Origin of the sequence: Sinorhizobium sp. NG07B (genome assembly GCF_002532005.1) — a bacterium.
In the GTDB taxonomy this organism is placed as follows: Bacteria; Pseudomonadota; Alphaproteobacteria; order Rhizobiales; family Rhizobiaceae; genus Sinorhizobium; species Sinorhizobium fredii_C.
Map to the genome: position 1 here is coordinate 1 of NZ_NWTD01000027.1, position 18,112 is coordinate 18,112.

At 58.3% G+C, this 18,112-nt stretch carries 10 protein-coding genes and 4 pseudogenes; 5 read left to right on the plus strand and 9 right to left on the minus strand.

Annotated features, from left to right (window positions below; all coding sequences use genetic code 11):
- The 3 genes and pseudogenes from CO664_RS31055 to CO664_RS29435 form a co-directional block, all read left to right on the plus strand.
- Positions 1–279 (plus strand): SGNH hydrolase domain-containing protein (locus CO664_RS31055; protein WP_272938888.1); only part of this gene is annotated, 279 nt, incomplete at its 5' end.
- Between the two features lie 1,186 nt (positions 280–1,465).
- Positions 1,466–1,846 (plus strand): annotated as a pseudogene (locus tag CO664_RS29430) (ABC transporter substrate-binding protein); the annotation flags it as partial.
- A gap of 71 nt (positions 1,847–1,917) precedes the next feature.
- The gene (locus tag CO664_RS29435) at positions 1,918–3,918 is read left to right on the plus strand and encodes an acyltransferase family protein (RefSeq protein WP_097528039.1); all 2,001 of its coding nucleotides are present in this window, start codon (positions 1,918–1,920) and stop codon (positions 3,916–3,918) included.
- A gap of 33 nt (positions 3,919–3,951) precedes the next feature.
- Here the strand turns inward: CO664_RS29435 and CO664_RS29440 are convergent, their stop codons facing one another.
- From CO664_RS29440 to CO664_RS29460, 5 genes and pseudogenes are all read right to left on the minus strand, one after another.
- Positions 3,952–4,521 (minus strand): hypothetical protein, encoded by a 570-nt coding sequence (locus CO664_RS29440; RefSeq protein ID WP_097528040.1) that lies wholly within the window; start codon positions 4,519–4,521, stop codon positions 3,952–3,954.
- 168 nt (positions 4,522–4,689) lie between these two features.
- A pseudogene (locus CO664_RS29445) lies at positions 4,690–5,223 on the minus strand (DsbA family protein); the annotation flags it as partial.
- Between the two features lie 105 nt (positions 5,224–5,328).
- Positions 5,329–5,622: a hypothetical protein gene (locus tag CO664_RS29450; RefSeq protein ID WP_097528041.1), complete on the minus strand. Its 294-nt coding sequence runs from the start codon at positions 5,620–5,622 to the stop codon at positions 5,329–5,331.
- Positions 5,623–5,879: 257 nt separating this feature from the next.
- Positions 5,880–6,251: a type II toxin-antitoxin system RelE/ParE family toxin gene (locus tag CO664_RS29455; RefSeq protein WP_097528042.1), complete on the minus strand. Its 372-nt coding sequence runs from the start codon at positions 6,249–6,251 to the stop codon at positions 5,880–5,882.
- Positions 6,202–6,480, minus strand: a pseudogene (locus tag CO664_RS29460) (type II toxin-antitoxin system Phd/YefM family antitoxin); the annotation flags it as partial. The gene CO664_RS29455 and the pseudogene CO664_RS29460, both read right to left, overlap by 50 nt.
- A 322-nt stretch (positions 6,481–6,802) precedes the next feature.
- Here CO664_RS29460 and CO664_RS29465 point away from each other — a divergent pair.
- Positions 6,803–7,192, plus strand: coding sequence for a group II intron maturase-specific domain-containing protein (locus CO664_RS29465; protein WP_234819717.1), 390 nt, complete (start codon positions 6,803–6,805; stop codon positions 7,190–7,192).
- Between the two features lie 46 nt (positions 7,193–7,238).
- Positions 7,239–7,944 (plus strand): annotated as a pseudogene (locus CO664_RS29470) (IS256 family transposase); the annotation flags it as partial.
- A gap of 464 nt (positions 7,945–8,408) precedes the next feature.
- Here the strand turns inward: CO664_RS29470 and CO664_RS29475 are convergent.
- The 4 genes from CO664_RS29475 to CO664_RS29490 all read right to left on the minus strand — a co-directional run.
- Positions 8,409–9,116: a 4'-phosphopantetheinyl transferase superfamily protein gene (locus CO664_RS29475; RefSeq protein WP_097528045.1), complete on the minus strand. Its 708-nt coding sequence runs from the start codon at positions 9,114–9,116 to the stop codon at positions 8,409–8,411.
- A gap of 192 nt (positions 9,117–9,308) precedes the next feature.
- Positions 9,309–10,700 (minus strand): MATE family efflux transporter, encoded by a 1,392-nt coding sequence (locus CO664_RS29480; protein ID WP_097528043.1) that lies wholly within the window; start codon positions 10,698–10,700, stop codon positions 9,309–9,311.
- 24 nt (positions 10,701–10,724) lie between these two features.
- Positions 10,725–17,219, minus strand: a complete 6,495-nt coding sequence (locus CO664_RS29485) for a non-ribosomal peptide synthetase (protein ID WP_234819716.1) — start codon at positions 17,217–17,219, stop codon at positions 10,725–10,727.
- Between the two features lie 422 nt (positions 17,220–17,641).
- Positions 17,642–18,112 (minus strand): cation:dicarboxylase symporter family transporter (locus tag CO664_RS29490; RefSeq protein WP_141471833.1); only part of this gene is annotated, 471 nt, incomplete at its 5' end.

Genomic DNA, 18,112 nt, shown 5'->3' on the forward strand with positions numbered 1-18,112 from the left:
GGCAGCCTTATGCTCGGCCGCTACAGTGATTGTAAAATATATGTCAGCGATTACCGCCGGATGCGGTCCCGCACTCTCGAGCTCTTGAACCAAGTGGCCATGAAGGCTGACGTGGAGGTTATCTCTTACCACGACTTTCTCTGCGACGACACAACGTGCAAGACCGAGATCGACGGCACATTCCTTTACCGAGACAGCGGTCACCTTTCCTATGAAGGATCCGAGGTCATTGCGCGAAAGACGAGACTTGCTGAGAGGCTGATCAGGTCTGCTCGTTAGAGCATTTTCGACATGGTTCCTCGGGCTACCTTCAAGCCTCAGGCTTCTTTGGAGCGGACCGCGCCAACATACCAAAGAACTGCGGTGTTGCGAGAATGCTCGCCGTGACGCCCTTCCCGGAGGCAAGACTGTAGCATGAGCGCGGCCTTTGGCCTGCAACAGCCCGGACCTGACGGCGAAATCGAGGGCCCTCGGGCGTGTTGCGATGCTCTCTGGCCCGATGCCGGGAAGCTGGATCAGGCGCAATTTTCTAAGCGCTCGCGGGCAACACGCCGCTTTGAAAGGGAGTACCCAGGGATACGTCTGGGGAGCTGTCCTACACCGGTGTTTGGGAGGCTCGGTGTGTAGGTTTACGTCTCCCTGGGCGAATACCGTTATGCAACTTAACGTACGGACCGCAAAATCGATTATTTGGATGGGGCCGATCCACTCTACGGATGAATTAGCTTGGCGTGGGACAGCGCGAAAGACAGTCTTACAACAGTAGCTGTGCCGCGGCGTTCGTAATCAACGTCCCAATAGGCCGTCATCACCTCGGGGAGAATGCCCTCGGTGTCCGCGTTGAAAAGTGAGCTCATGTACACATGCCCGACCGCTTCCTACGACGGCTCGGGCTCGCGCATTCTCAAATGGCAAGAAATGCTGCCTCCCAAGAGGTGGGTGTCGACAACCAGATGGGGTGCGATTCTCCAGCCACAGATTTTTCCCAAGCCTTTACTTGCAGCGCCTGCGCGGAAAGAGCCCTTCATTAAAACGGAAGCATTGGCGGTCAGCCATAGAATTGCACGACTTGCCTCGTGCGGTGCGACGTTCTCTTTGATGAAGCGCAAAGCTCCGCAGAACAGGCTGATGCCGCTCTGCGATCTCTCGTCTGGTCAGTTCGAAGTCGTGGCCATGGGTGGCCAGCGAACGACTGCCCGTCCGTCCGGCGGGAGTGCCGCTGTGCGCTCGTACGATGGGCGAAGCCCACTCTAACATACAACGTATCCTTCGCACATGTCCGCAGTGCCTCTGACCAGACGTCCAGTCCAGACTGACTACGACAACAATATCATTGCGGGCCAACAGCTTAGCGAAGCGCTTTTGTCTATCCATAGCGCGGATTTGGGCCATCCAAATAATCGATTTTTCGAATTTCGCCTATTCTGGTCTACGAGAAAAACCGAAAACAAGGAGAAACGACGGGATGCTTGACATTGGCGGTACTGGAGGAATGAAGGTTGCGACCACGTTCCTGGCAATGTCACTATTTCTGATGCCAACGGCAGAGGCTCAAGAGCAGCCGGTCTGGCATCACGGGCTGTCGCTCGTGGACGAGCTCAAATATCCGCCGGGTTTTGCTCACTTCGACTATGTGAATCCGGACGCTCCCAAGGGCGGAGAGCTTAGGCTATCGCAGACGGGCACCTTCGACACTTTCAATCCGCTCTTGGTGAAGGGCGAAACGGCGGTCGGTCTGGCGCTCGTTTTCGACACGCTCATGAAACCGGCGGAGGACAAAATTTCGACGGCTTACGGGCTTCTGGCGGAAAGCGTCTCCTTTCCCGACGACATCTCTTCGGCCACCCGCATCATGGAACTTTGCCTCCCGCCTACTGAGGCATCAGCAGGGGGCGACCAGGTGACAGGGGATCGAGTATGAAATCACAGGCAGCCTCGGCAATCTTTCGTCCGGACATCGAGGGATTGCGGGCTTTGGCAGTGTCCGGCGTCATTGCCTTTCATTTCGGCATGACGGATCTGCCCGGCGGGTTTGTCGGCGTCGACATCTTCTTCGTCATTTCGGGTTTTCTAATCACCCGACACCTGCAACAGGAAATCGGAAAAAGCGGCACCATCGATCTTTGGCGCTTCTATGCGCGGCGCGCCCGCCGCCTGCTCCCGGCCGCTTTCTTCGTCATCCTGACGACGCTGATCGTCGGCTATTTCCTTCTGTCGCCATCCGAACAACAGTTCTATTCGAAGGGATCGCTGTTCGCCTCAGCCTATATGATCAATCTGTGGCTGATCCGGTGGACAGTCGATTACTTCGCGCCGGATGCGACCAGCAACCCCTTCATCCACTTCTGGTCGCTATCGGTCGAGGAGCAGTTCTACCTCGTGTGGCCGGCGTTGCTTCTGCTTTTCGCAAAGCTGCGGCCGGGAAAGGGCGGTCTTTTCGTTCTTCTTGGGATCGTCGCGGTCACCTCTTTCACGCTTTGCTGGCGGATGACTGCCATTTCCCAGCCCTGGGCGTTCTATTTCTCGCCCCTGCGCGCATGGGAATTCGCCTGCGGCGGTCTCGCCTCGATGGCAGTGATGCAAGACTGGGCGAGGCGTTCCCGCTTCTCGCCCGCACTTGGATGGCTCGGGCTTCTGTCGATCGCAACGGCATATCTGACGGTGAGCGAGGAGGTTCCATTTCCAGGTTCGATTGCGCTGCTTCCAGTGCTCGGAACGGTGCTCATCCTCCTGAGCGGCGCGCATGAGGGCAAAGGGCCGAAGTCGATACTTGCGTTTTCGCCGTTCCAGGAAATCGGCAAGCTCTCCTATTCCCTCTATCTCTGGCATTGGCCCGTCATCGTCTATGCGGGCGTGCTCAAGCCCGAGCTGACCATCGTTGATCGTCTGTTGTGCCTGGCCTTGACGCTGGGGCTCTCGCTCTTCAGCTACCGCTTCATCGAGAACCCGGTGCGCCACAATGGCTGGCTCGCGGCAAAGACGAGCCGTTCGTTGGCCTTCGCCACGCTGCTCACAGGAACGGGCGCGACGCTCGCCTACGGCACCGCGGCGTTGGCTGAGCACAGCCTGGACGGCGAGCAGCGCCTGATCCTGCGGAGTGCAGAGCGAAAGTCGGCAGCCCGCGAATTCGATTCCGCCTGCGTCGCCGAGAGGGGAGAAGTGCAGCCGAAGGCCTGCGAATTCGGCGCTGCCAATTCCAAGAAGACCGTCGTGCTCTTCGGCGATTCCCATGCCGATCACTGGTCGACGCCGCTCAAGAAGATTGCCGAGAACAACGGTTGGCGGCTCGTCACTTATCTTAAGTCGTCCTGCCCGGCGGCAAGCGTCTCGACACGGAACGGCATGCCGCGGAAGTATAATGAGTGCGACAAGTGGCGCGACAGGGCGTTCCAAGAGATCAACACTCTGCGTCCCGACATCGTGATCCTATCCCAATACTCTTCGAGCTATGTAAAAAACGAGATCAATCACACTTCTGAGCACCAGTTCGAAGTGAAAGATTGGGCCGCCGGGATCAAGCGGTCGGTCGAAAGGCTGGAAAGCACCGGTAGCAATGTCGCGGTGCTTCGCGACGGGCCGGTGCACAAATCCTATCTCGACAAATGCGTGGCGCGCGCGCTTTGGCAGAAACGCAGTCCAAGCGATTGCGACACGCCGCGCAGCGAGGCGGTGGAGGAAACCATCCCCGCCGCGGAAAGAAAGGCGGCTTTGGAGATGCATGCGTCTTATGTCGATGTGGTCGATCTCTTCTGCAACAGGTCAACGTGCCCTGCGGTGATCGACGGAAAGCTCACCTTCCGCGACCGCCACCATATCGCCACGGCCTATGCGGAATCGCTCGCGCCGGCGCTGGAACGAGCGGTGTTTCAAAAGGCGGCGGTCTGGGCGGTGCAGGACGGGTCGCCGACGACAAGATGAACTGACTTCGGCGATGCAAGCCAGTGTTGGTGATCATTGCAAGCTGCGCGGAGCACGCGCAAACTCAGGAATGTCAATCGGCGTCCAAAATTCACTCCATAGTGGAGTGCGCCCCTTGGGGTGGACGAGGATCAGGCTGCTGATTTCCCAGTCTGCCGGATTATCAAAGATCGGGGCTGTGGAATCGTGCGCGACGCCGAGCTTCTTCACGTCATCGGCCGACAAGGTGACGCGATCGCCGGTTTTCGGGTCTGTGAAGGTCAGCGATCCGGGAAGTAGCCAATGGGTGCCGATGCCTCCGTTGCGCAGCACTGCGGGCGTGGCGATCTCGTGGACCGTAATCGCCGACTCGTGCCCGCAGTAAATTTCCTTGAGATCGGCCAAGAGCTCGCCTTCCGGCGCCAGTCCGAGCTGACCGCCGGCGCCGAGCACGGAATCGAAGCCGAAACTTTCGGCGTAGCGGTCATCGGAAGCGGACACGTCGGCAACGACGACGCGCAATCGCGCCAGATTTTCGGCCGGTGACGGACGCCGCAGCGTCTCTCGGACGGCAAAATAGAGGGTTATCGCACCGCGGTTCTCCACCGCGCCACCGTCGGTCACCCATTATCGCCGCGCTGCCATCCGGGCGCCGGTTGGAGGTCGATGGCGGCATCCGGAACTCCCGACAGCGTTTCAACTTGCTCGAGCGGACGGGCCAGGAAAGAGACCGGCATCGGCGCCAGCAGAAGCTCCTCATCCTGGTCGCAAGAAAATAGGCCTGACGTTCACCTAAGGCTTATCGCCGCGCAGATTCGTTCGAGGAAGGGCAGATTGTCCTGCCCCCAATAGATTTCGCCATCATAGACATAGGTGGGAAAGCCGAAGACACCGCTGGCGCGCGCATGGACGCGGTCCGCCGACCACTTGTTCTGAACTTCCTCGTCGGCCCGCCGCCTGAGGAGTGCTACGCCATCGAAGCCTGCGGCTGTTACGATCGCCTCGCGCACATCGGACTTGCCGATGTCCATCGCCTCGCTCCAGAAGGCATGCTGCAGAACGCGGGTAACGCCGATCCAATCCTGCCCGTCGAGATAGGCCGCAATGACAAAAGGGGACGACGGCGTCGGATCGCTGAGCTCCGGGCGATGTTCGAGCCGCAAGTCCTTGCCGCGCACGCGCGCCCAGCGTTTGAGGTCCCGCGTCCAGTACGCACGCCGGATCTCGGGCAGATTGCGCGAGAAGATCCCGCCGGTTTCCTCGACCAACCGTGGTCAGATAGGGCGTGATAACGGCGTCGTTCTTCGCCGCAAGGTCGGTGAAAGCTGGGTAGGCCGGGCGGGTTGGTCTCGGATGCCGGCAAGGCTTCTTCCGTCAGATGCCAGTGGTCGAGGATTTTAGCGCCTGCGGCAAGACGACGAGACGGATGATTTAGCCGTCGTGCAGGCCGAGCGCTCGTGCCGCCTCCCACTGGCCGGTACCGACGGACGGGATCCCCGCCTGCACGATCTCGGCGATGAATGCGGAGAATTTGATAACGAGGCCGGTGAGCAGGCCGCGAATTCCGGCGAGAGACTGAGCCCGCCGCGGATGTTGAAGCCGGCGAGCGGCAACCGGCCGGGCGCCGGAGAGGTATAGGAAGCAAAGAGTTGCGGCGACGGCCAATTCGACCGCTGCGGCACCGGTGCGGCTTGTCAGCCGGCGGGAGAGCGAGAATGAGCACAACGTTTGCGAGACCGCCGAGCGCCAAGAATGTGGGTAGGCTGAGCGGACCGCCCTCTAGCGACAGTGAAGGCATGTGGACGCCGCGATTGGTGAGAAAGACCATTCCGAAGAAGGCGGAAGCCTGGCGCCGGGCAGGAAGGACCTTTGCAATCCACATCCAGAAGAAGAGCTTGAGCAGCAGCGGCCTGGGCGGTGCCAGCGGGGTCAAAGGAGAGGCTGCTCGTGATCTCGAAATCACCGAAGGGCGTAAGCCGACTTCAGCGGATGAGCCGTCGTTCCAAGAAGGTCTGCATGTCGCGACGTCCGTCCACGACGCAGTAGACGACGACGTCGGTGCCCATGATGCGGTAGATCATGCGCCACGGCTTATGATGCAGTTCCCGGTATTCGGCGAGCCCGATACTCTCCAGCTCTTTCGGAATGTTTCCGCGGGCGGGGAACTCTGCGAGATCGGCGCAGGCGGTTTCGATTTCCTTCAAGATGCGCTCTGCCGTTTCAGTGCCGTCGCGACCGGCGATGAACCGGTAAAGATCCTCGATGTCGCGTTCCGCGTCCTCGGCGAAAAGAACACGGTACGCAGGACTGGCTGTCGGCCAGACGTTTGCGAATACGGGCGAAGGATTCGGCAGCAGGCCGCAGCTTGCCCTCCTCGACCTGCCGGTTGGTGAGCGCCAGCACCTTCAAGAGCGCCAGCGTCTCCTGCGTTTCTTCGTATTGACCGACGTCCTGAAGGATCGCTTTCGCCTCGCCGTAAAGGGTTATGACAACGGGCTGAGGATTATCCTTCAACGTCCGGATGATCTCGGGCGCATGCGCCTTGAGATAGCTGATCGGCTTGACCTGTTCTGACAGTTTCATTGCGGGTTGCTCCATTTCGACCAGAATATAGATCAACAAATGGTCAATTGTAAGGTCTGCCACGACACCGTGGGAACGGTATTTCCAGCGCGCGACCTCCCATTCCGCTGCGGCTGCTTTTTTCCTCGCAATGCCTGCGAAAGAGAATCTCTTTTCTTATAATGACGTTCGTACAACCCCCCGCCCTTTGTAGTGGATGATCTTCACGCTTTGCATGTCATGATGCGGCAATGTCGCACCGCGAATTTCATCACCGCTACTGCGGACCTATGGAAACGCTGCTGCGGCAAAAGTCGTCAGCCTGCGTCGCAGGGTCGAGCAACTGACGGGACGGGACAGTACCTCCGTCAGCCTTGGCGATAAGCGTCGGGAGATCAACCCCATTCTGCGTGGATGGGCAAACTATTATCGCCACTGTGTGGGCGCAGGCCGCGTGTTCGTCGGTATCGACTGGTATGTGGGTCTGCGTCTGTTCTGCTGGTTGGGTAAGAAACGGCCCAAAGCGGGGGTGCGTCAACTTTGGGGCTCCAAACGGCCCAGCGGTCGACGCCCCACCAGACGGCTCTGGCGAGAGGGCCGGTCGAGCAACACATGCTCGGCTGGACCCCCGTCTGCCGATATCGTTTGGCATGGATGGGAACGCCTGACTTTGCCATGTTTTCTGGAGAGCCGGATGCGCAACGAAAGGCGCATGTCCGGTTCGGCGATGTGAAACCTGCCGTCGCAAGGCGGTAAGGCGCACATCGCCTACTCTACCCACCTACCTGAAGGTGCGCCGCGGCGGCCGCATCGTCTCCGTCGCTATGATCATCGCCGTCGGCGTCAACACGGACGGCCGGCGCGAGGTGCTGGGCATGGAGGTCGGCACATCGAAGCCGAGCCGAGGAGTTCCTTCGCAAGCTAACCCGGCGTGGCCTGCGCGGCGGCAGGCTCGTCGTCTCCGATGCCCACGAAGGCATCAATGCGGCGGTTTCCAAAGTTCTGTGCGCCACCTGGTAGCGCTGCAGGGTTCATTTCGCTCGCAACGTGCTGGCGCATGCCGGAAAGAGTGGCCGTCGCGTCGTGTCGGCCTTCATCGCCACCGCCTTCGCCCAGGAGACGGCAGAGGCGGCAAGCCTGCAGTGGCGCGCCGTCACCGGCCAAATCCGCCCGAAGGTGCCAAAACTCGCCGCCATCATGGACGAGGCCGAGCACGACGTCCTCGCCTACATGAGCTTCCCCAAGGACCACCGCGTCAAGCTACACTCGATCAATCCGATAGAGCGACTCAATGGCGAGATCAAGCGGCGCACCGAGGTTGTCGGCATCTTTCCCAACGACGATGCCATCGTCCGCCTCGTCGGCGCATTGCTGCTTGAACAAAATGATGAGTGGGCCGTGCAGCGGACTCGCTATATGACACTGCAAACCATTAGCCAGATGAGCGATGATCCGCTCATCAGCCTGCCGGCAGTGGCACGCTGATCAGTCCGGCCTACGCCGGAGAGCACGGCGACCAAAGCCGTCAGTTACACCACTCCAGTGGGCACGATCGATATGGCCGCCGAACACTGCTTTGTGTCGCCGTAGATGCAATATTCCTGCGGACCGCTCTGGCAAGCGCCTGGCTAAATCCGGTTATTGGGTCACTCCGTTCTCACGGGCTGCCGAAGGCCGCTCAGATCCGAAATGCTGTGAACACTCGCAGCTATGCCGATGTCGGACTGAGAAGGGATGCGGACATGGGGAGAAGTCGTCTTTCTTGTAACAGGATGGATACGAGATCTCGGCAGCCGTCACTGCTCCCTACCTTTGAGTTCATCTACACGGCCTGGCGTCGCAACGTCATTTAAACAGTCAAAAGCCGAGCTTGTGCTTTTGAACTGGCCCGAAGGAAAGGTCGTCTTGTCTGTCGAAAGCTCCAGATTGTCTTGAGGAGCGCTACAATGCTACTTAATGTCTGGACTCGACTCCGTCTTCGCGCCGGCAAGGGGAGAGTGATTGGCCTTAGATGCCGCAAGGGACACTGCAGTCAGTATCAGTCCATCTGCAATAAGGAAGCGGCCGCGGAGCTCCGAAGGAAAATTGTTCGCCGGCACGATCGTGTGCGGAAGCTGAGCAACAAATGAGCGATCTTCCGGAATGATAGTGACTACGGCATCCTCGAAGCCTAACCATTCACCTGTGAGCGGGAACCACGCCTTGAAGATGCTCTCCTTGGCACTGAAGAGCAGCCGTCCCCAATTGCGGCCCTGAGGTGCGTTTGCGATCCAATTTCGCTCCTCGTCACCCGAAATGAGCGGCAACACGCCTGAGGGGAGCTCCTCGTCGACTTCGACATCGATCCCAAGCGCAACGCAGTCCTTCTGCAGGGCAACAGCCGCGGCATGAAATCCGGCGCAATGCGTTATGCTGCCCACGACGCCGGACGGCCAGAGCGGTTCTCGGTTAGGCCCAGTTGGGATCGCTGACGGTGGAAAGCCAAGCTTGGACAATGCCGCTCTGGCACAGGCCCGCCCGATCGAAAATTCACGCCTTCTGCTTTTGACTGCGGTCGCGATTGCACTTTCCTCTTCGGCCATCACTCCAGTTCTGCTGCCTTCACTTGCCAGGCAGGTTTGCACGGCAACATTCGATGGCAGCAGCGTTCCTATCATCGAGATCTCCTCTCGCTTGAGCATGCATTTTTGCGGGGTCCCCGAGCAAAATCGAGTGCAGTCGACGGCGCTTCCCCGCCAATGTCATTTGACTCGGATCGAAAATCAGCAGCTGAGGGGAAGCGAAGCCTCCGCCTTGCATCCGGGCGGTCAGCGACAATCCAGAGAGAGTCGCCACGCTTGCATCAGCTCTCAGTTCTCGCGGCTCGCTCCTCGGCTAAGGAGCATTCCTTTGAGATCGCCGAACTGCCTGAATATCACGAGCACGGCCAGCAACCCTGCCAATAGCTCAGCAACTGCCTGGCTGATCAACAGGCCGTTAAAACCCCAAATGACGGGCAACAGCAGTATGGCTGGTACGAAGAGATATCCTTGCCTCGCGAAGGAAACGACGGCACTCAGACGGGCTCGCCCGAACGACTGAAGCATGGTTATTGCAACGTACTGGACACCAAAAAGCCCGAAAAACAGATGGAACACGATGCATGTCGGGACAGCGATTTGCGTCACGGCCTCGCTATCGCTCAAGAGCTGGACGATTGGCCGGGCAAAAACCACGACCACAGCAGAAAAGCTGACCGAGAACCCAACGGCTACGGAAAGCATGAACTTCGCCGCTCTCTGTACCCGAGCGAAATCTTGTGCTCCCCAACTGAAACCGAGAACCGCTTGGGAGCCGATGCACAGGCCCATAATCGGGAGTGCACCAATCGTTATCAAGCGTGCCGCTATACCTACAGCGGCAATGGAATTGTCGCCGAACGGCGCAGCAGCCCTGTTCAAGAGCATAAATGAAGCAGCAGACAAGATACCGGTGAAGGTTGCGGGAGCTCCAATGGCGGCCATCTGCTTTACGCGGTCGCCCCTCCAACTTGCGAAGGAAGGTCGGACACGGACAATTCCACGTTGCTTCACGAAATAGAGGACGTAGAGGCTGGTGGCGGAGATCTGAGACAGCAGTGTTGCTAGCGCCGCTCCGCGAACACCGAGATCCAGCGAAAAAATCAGAATTGGATCGAGCAGGGCATTCAGCGTGAAAGATGTAATCATGGTCCACATGCTGAAGCGTGTATTACCCTCAGCTCTCACGATAAACCCGTTGACCATGTTCAACAGCATGAGAGTGTACCCAAACAGGAGCAACCATGCGTAATCGAGCGCAGCTGGCATTATTGTCGGACTGGCACCCAGCATAGCGAGAACGTCGCGCAAATTGAGAAGCAGAGCGACGGTCAGTCCGACTCCGATCGGAACCGCGAGGCCGAGTGCCGAGCTCGCCCCTCGACTGGCCTCCAGCGAATTGCCAGCCCCGAGGTTGCGCGATACGAAGGATGCTGTGCCGACGCCGATTCCCTGCCCGACCGCGGTGAGCAGGACCACGATAGGCAAAGTTATGCTGACGGCAGCGATAGCCTGCGCACCCAGTGTCCCGACAAAGATCGCATTCACGAACTGCTGAAGTGCATTGAACGACAACCCAATAATCGAGGGAATGGCGAGCCGTATGATGAGGCGGGACACCTTGCCATCCAACAAACTGATATGCTCTGCCGGTGAGGCCATGCGCTCTTCTTCGCCCTTCATCTGTTGCTCCGAGGGCCCCATCCGTTACCGGCCGATTGCGCCAGGATCTGCAAACGCGTCCACCATCTGCAGGAGCTCTTCCTGCAAGATTGCGCAGACCTTGCGGGTCGTTTCGTAGCCAACGTGTCGTGGATCATATCTGACTTCGATCTGTAGTTCGCCCGATTGGTATCCGACGCGAAACCAGAAGAGGTAGTTCAGAACGGACTGATCCATGTCGTCACCGATCCACAATGGGTGTGGATCTCTGGACAGCAGACGGCGCGGATAATGATGTTGAAGCCTCGCTCGATAGTTCACTCCAATGCGAGGTAACGGCAGACGATCGATCCGCTCCCGGACAGCGGGGTTCCGATTTAAGAACTTCAAAGCTCGGAAACCTATGCCCTGGCGTGGCAACGAGCTGCGCTGCTGATAAATCGAACGGGCTCGGTCCGGACGAGACTCTGTACCGTCAAGGCATAACGGGAGCGGTACCAGTTCACCGATATAACCGATGATTTGAGAGGGGTCGATGTCGTCAAACAGACGTCCCCTGGTCGAAGTGAGACTGTCAATCCAGAGTGAGTAATTGCCGAAAGCGCGGCCAAATGTCCCCGAAATAGCAGCAAGCAATAGATCGAAATCTTCGCAGTCTGCAGACGCCGCCGCAACGTTGAGAAGCTTCCTTGTTGCCTCCTCACTGATCCTTAGATGGAATGTTGCCTGGTCTTTCCAGAGCGGTCTGCAGAATTCTTCATCGAGATGTTCCTCACCCCCTACATAGTGGAGCCACCTTGCAGTTTCGGCTGAAAATCCCGCCGCGCCAGCGCCAGCGTCGCTCACACGCATGTCAAACTGGTCATACCGCAAGCTCTCCCAGTGTTCGAGCTCTGTTGCCGCTTCGCCATTTGCGTAATTCTCCAATCGCTCCAGCCATCGAGACAGGGTCGACGCCTCGGGATCCGCAGCGCTTTGGCCTGAAGCAAACGAATTGTAAGCTGCCTCGAGGGCATTCAGGAACAGCCGGTATCCAACCCCGTCTGCTACGAAATGGTGTAGCAGGACAAGCAAATAGTAATCGTCGCACTCTGATGTCCGGAAGGCTGAGACTCTGATAAGCGGTGTCTCACCGTCAAATCGAAATGTGCGCTGACGCTCCGCGCAGGCGTGCTCGATGACCGTGAGTTGTTTTGCTGCGGCCATGCCGGCAAGGTCTATTTCTTCGATCAGGGGATCTGGTATCGAACCGATTGCCTGAGACAGGCCGCTCTCCGTTTGGTCAATTCGGAGCCTCAGTCCTTCCTCCCGGCCGAGGACATGCGCAAGCGCTTGCTCAAGAATGGAGAGGTTCAAGTGGCCGGCGGGCATGAAGAACAGATCGCCAATGTTGTAGTGTTCGCCAATGCCAACGATACTATTCCAATGGGAGACTGCAGGGGTCACTGGCAGCGGCCCATCGGAAGTCGCCAAGGCAGAGGCCGCAGCCGACGTTTGGTGCTTTGCCAGTTCTCGGATCGTTGGTGTCCGATGCAGTTGGCTGACGGTAAAGCTCAGTCCCGCTTTGCGCGCCAGTGTAACGCACCGCACACTCAGAAGCGAATTTCCGCCGATATCAAAGAAGCTATCATCGATACCGACAGATTTTGTGCCCAACAGCTCTTGCCAAATATCGGCGAGCAGTCGCTCCCTCTTCGTCTGCGGCTTAGCGGATTTGGCCCTTCGCATGATGCTCGATGACACGGACGCCAGACGGGCACGGTCTATCTTCCCGCTCGCCGTGACCGGAATACGGCGCACGACCCGAACATCCGACGGAATCATGTAAGATGGCAGTTTTTGCCGCAGATGGTCTACAATGTCCCTTGAGGCCAGGCCGGCACGAGCCGGGACGACAAGGGCGAGCAGTCGCTGATCATCATCCTGGCCCCTTACAAATGCCGCGGCCTTCGCAACGCCAGGATGCGATGCAAGCGCCGTTTCGATGTCCTCCAGTTCAATTCGAAACCCCCGAAGCTGGATTTGGTTGTCCGCACGCCCGCAAATCTCCAGAAGGCCTTCCACCGAGATGCGAGCAATATCACCACTGCGGTAGAGGAGGCTGTATTGACCTTCATCGTACGGATTTGGAACGAACGAGTGAGTTGTCCGCTCTGGATCCTTCCAATAACCCGTGCTCAGGCAGCGCCCTGCCACGCAGAGCTCGCCCGCAACGCCCACGGGCACCCGCTTCAACTGTGCGTCAAGAACGTAAATTTTTACATTGTCGATCGGGCGCCCGACCGGCACGGCTGAAAAGCCGTCGTCGCCGTTCGATGTTCGGTATACCGCTGAATTAGACGCGCACTCCGTCGTTCCATAGAAATTCCATAGGGGTACGTCTGGAAAGCATTCTCTCCAACGACCGGGAAGTGATGGCGGCATCGGTTCAGCGCTGCTTGTAACAAGGCGCAAGTTGGTCCTTTTTGGGCCTCGCTGTTGAGAGGCGATCAAACCGGTGAGAATGGGAGGAGAGGCAAACAACCGCGTCACGTGATGCTTTGCCAATGCTTGCAACAAGAGGTCGGGGTCGAGCAACTGCTCGTGCGTCAGGATCAGCGTTGGCACTCCCTTCAGGAGCCCTCCGAAATACTCCCATGCCGCAGCAACAAGGGCTGCTGACTTCTGTACCACCATCACGTCGAAGCCATCGAAGGGAAAGCATCGCCACATCCAGTTCAGTCGGTTGAGTATGGCGGATTCCGGTATGAGAACGCCCTTCGCCTTACCGGTCGAGGAAGAGGTATATATTAGACTGGCTGTGCTCTCATCGGGCAATTCGATAGTTCTGTGCGAAACCTGGCCAGCGTTGTATCTGGCCTGCAGGGTGGTCAGGCTGACGCTCGGCAGCGCGAAATGGACCTCTTCGTCACTGCCGGTGTGCACAAGGAGGTTCGCGCCGCTATCCTCCAGGATCTGGCCGACCCGCTCCTTCGGGTAATCTGGCGATATCGGCACAACAACTGCCTGCAAGTCCCGAATTGCCAACGTTGTGGCCGCTACATCCGGGGACCTGTCAACCAGCATGGCAACGATGTCTCCCGGCCCCACCCCGCAAGCTCGCAGAACGGCCTTGATCGCAGCCACTCGTTCGCGCAGTTGGCCAAACGTGATTGCTCCGAATTCGCCGAAGTAGGCCACCCGATCGATATTCAAAGCGCTCACCTGATCGAACGCTTCCACGAGCAGAGGTTCGTTCTCGTATAGCCGCTCCTCGCCCTTGAGCGAATTTAGACTGGCGACTTCCGACGGGCTGAGACCCTCCAGGGCGAGGATCGGCTCGCCCGATCTCTCCACACAGGTAGCAATGAGATGACGAAGATTATCGGCCATGCGAGCGATCTCATCGCTCGAAAATATGTCTTCCGCGTAGGCCAGTTGCAATGCAATTGCACTGCCTTCATCTTGCGCGTACAGCGTGAGGTCGAATTTCACATAACCGGTGTCGTATTCGCGAAATGACACTTGGAGATCGCGTTTGCCAGGTGGCTCCGCGGGCTCAGAGTACATGTTGAACATGGCTTGGAAGATGGGCGATCGACCAGGCTCGCGGTGGAGTCGGGCATCCCGGACCATCCAGCTGAACGGATACGCCGAGTTCGCGATGGCGTCGCCTATGAGGTCCTGTACGTGAGTTACGTGGCCCACGAAGGACCTGTTGACGTCAATCGTTGTGCGGATCGGCACCATGTTGAGGAAGAATCCCACGATCTCCTCAGTGCCTGGCTCGCTGCGCACCACGTGCGGTATGCCAACGATAATATCGTCTTGGCCGCTATACATCCGCAACAGCAGCTTGAAGCATGCCAGGAGGACCGTGGAAGTCGTGCACCTGTGCCGGCGTGCAAAATCTCGCAACTGATCAGATAGCTCACCGTCAAGGAGAACCGCATGCGAATTCCCGCGGTAGGAGGTCACTTTCGGCCGCAGTCGAGGGCTTCCGAGCGAAAGTACCGGAGGATTGTCGCCTATCTGCTGACGCCAATAGCGCCGCTGGCCCTTCAGCGACTTCGGCGTTACATGTGCACTTTCCCACAGCGCATAGCTAGAGAGTGATGTGCGATCCGCCGGAGAAAATGCAGCGGCATGCGAGTATCTCGTTTGCAAATCTCTGAGCAGGACAGAGATCGACCATGCATCTATGATGATTTCGTGCGCGGTGATCAATATGAGATGGTCGTCCGCGCCGAGACGGATTATGCGCGCACGAAACAGATTGCCCTGACTGAGATCAAAGGGCTTGTTGAGCTCCGTTCGCCGCAGCTCCGCCACAACTGCCTCGGCCTCGTGGTTGGATAGGAGGGTGGCGTCCACCAACTCTAGATCGGAGTTCTTGGGATCATCGAAAATTTGAACTGGGCCGTCTTCGTCGCTGAAACGTGCCGAAAGCGCGTCATGCGCCTGAACCACATCTTTCCAGGCCTTATTGAAAGCGGCCGGATCGATGTCACCTCGGATACGCACACCACCCTGGATAATGTAGTTTTTCGCAGTCGGGTCGAGCTGCCAGAGGAACCAAAGGTGTTCCTGTACTCGAGTGAGGGGTGATCGTCTGAGCTTGCCACAGGTGGGGAGCCCCAACTTTGTCGTCTCGGACTGCCTTGATATCGACGCCGCAAGCGACCTGATCGTCCCATTCAGAACAAGCCTGAAGTCCACCTTCGTCCCGAGCTGCCTGTGGATTTGAGCCAATATTAGCATCGCGCGGATCGAGTCTCCGCCGAGATCCATGAATTGGTCGCCCACGCCGATACTTTCGATCCGAAGAATGCTGGACCAAATATCTCGTAGTCTGCTTTCGAGCTCGGTCGTTGGTTCCTCGAAGGGCTCCAGCAACTCCGGGCGAAGCGTCGTCGGATCAGGCAGTGACGCGAAGTCGACCTTGCCGTTTGGGGTCGTCGGTAGCCGGTCGACACGTATGATTCGTTCCGGCAGCATGTAGGCAGGCAGCGTTTCGGCAACAAAGCTGCGGAGTTCACTCTCCGATAGCCCCGCAGGAGCCGACACATACGCCACTATCCGTCTGGGCCCGATTGCTCCGTCGGTATTTGCTATGTCCCTGGCCGTGAGCTTCACGCTCTCGTGGAGGGGTGCAACAGCCACGGCCGCACTTATCAAAGGATGGGCGCATAGGCGAGACTCGATCTCTCCGAGTTCGATTCGATGTCCGCGGATCTTGATCTGCCGATCTCGTCTACCAAGACACTCCAAGAGGCCGTCTGCCCTGATCCGTCCAAGATCGCCGGTCTTGTAGAGCTGCCGATATGATGGGTGGTCCGAGAACGGATTTGACAGAAAAGCATTTTCGGTACGCTCGCCATCGTTGATGTAACCGTCAGCGACACCGACACCGCTCACACAGATTTCGCCAATTTCCCCCGCCTCGCACAGACGTGTGCCGCTGGCGATATAAACCCTGAGATTGGCAATCGGCTTACCAATGGGAACATAGGCGTCAGCCGTAAGGGGCGGGAGAGAGATCAGATGATGCGTAACCCCATCCGCGCATTCTGTCGGGCCGTAGTGATTGAGGATCGGGACTTGAGGATAGAGTGTCAGCCAGCTGCGCACCAAGGCAGGCGTCAGCGGCTCGCCGACCGTGGAGATCATGCGTAAGGCGCCGAGAAGCCGCTCCTGCGCCGACAGTGTCTGCAGATATTCAACGAATACTGCGAGCGACGATGGAACGAATTGGACGATAGTGACGCGATTTGTTTCAAGGGCCTCAAGAAGGGCCATCGGAGATCTCACTGTCGCATCATCTATGATCGTGACGCAACTGCCGACACAAAGCCCTGCCAAAAGCTGCCACAGCGAGATGTCAAAGCTATGCGAGGCAGTTTGTGCGACACAGTCCTTCTGACCTAGCTGGAGTGCATCAATCTTCGCCATCAAGTGGTTGTTGAGGCCCGCCCGCTTGACCATCACTCCCTTTGGTCTTCCCGTCGAACCGGAGGTGAACAGGAGGTAGGCGAGAGGGCCCTCTACCGATGCTCGCATTGCAGGGGAGGTACAGACATCGAGTAGCGCCGCCTGCACCGTCAAGAATTGCAGGTCGCCGGTGCTGTCTTCCTGGAAGCGAGCAAGCGATTCGCGTCTTTCTGACCCGATAATCAGATTGCATCCACTCTGCTCAATCACGCAGGAAATGCGCGATGCCGGTAAGGATGGATCGAGCGGCAAATAAGTTGAGCCGCTTTTCAAAATTGCGATTACCGTGACCGCCCAATTGAGGTCTCTTGCGCCGTAATAGCCCACGATCGTACCCTCTGGACCGCGCGCCCGCAGGGTGCTCGCAATTCTATCCGACAGCAGTTGCAGCCCACCATATGTGAGCTCTTCCGCACCATGCTTGATCGCTACCTTGTCCCGGAACAATGCTGCGATTTCATCGATAGCCGCGACTACATCGATGAGTTGATTTCCCATAAATTCGGACTTCACAGTCCGGCCATCGTTGAGCATAAGGTTCCTCGCCCGGCGAGGCAGCCAGTGGGTCATAGTTGGTCGTTCCTGCCCCGTCGCGATCGACAATCAGCAAAAGTCATGCCAGCGACGCGGAGAAGCGCCTATGCGAAACGTCACTGTCAGTTCAACGCTTTAAGCGAGTGTGTTAGGAATTTTGTCGAACAGCAGCGTGTCGTGGCACTGACAAACACGACAATAGGGGTCACCTCTGGCTCCTTGGAAACAGCGGGCAGGGACATTAGCTAACGACGGTGGGTGCAGTTTGCAGCATCTGGTTCCCGATCAGCGTTGCGGCGACACTTGGGCATGAACAGGTAGACGCGGGGTCCTTTGCAACATTTTGAATTGCCGCGGATGAAACAGAAGCCGTCTTCGGTGGATAACAAAATGGCGCGGGTCTGGCATGCCAGACCCGCGCCAAGCCGCACGACTGTGCGGAGTTGCCCTGGGAGGCATTACTCGGCTGGCTGAACCATTTCCGGGTTGGATCCCGCCGGCCCGTCACCTGCAAGCGCCCCGGAAAGCTGCGCTTGGTCGAGTTCTCCTTCCCACTTCGCCACCACCAGTGTCGCTGCCGCATTGCCGATAGTATTCGTAATTGCCCGGCACTCCGACATGAAGCGGTCGATGCCGAGGATCAGCGCCATGCCGGCGACCGGCACGGAGGGGACGACGGAGAGCGTCGCGGCCAACGTGATGAAGCCAGCGCCGGTGATGCCGGCCGCACCCTTCGAGCTCAGCATGGCGACGAGCAGGAGCAGGATCTGGTCGCCATAGGAGAGCGGCGTGTCGGTCGCCTGGGCGATGAACAGCGCCGCCAGCGTCATGTAGATATTGGTGCCGTCGAGGTTGAAGGAATAGCCGGTCGGAATGACGAGGCCGACGACCGAGCGCTTGCAACCGGCCTTTTCCATCTTGTTCATCAG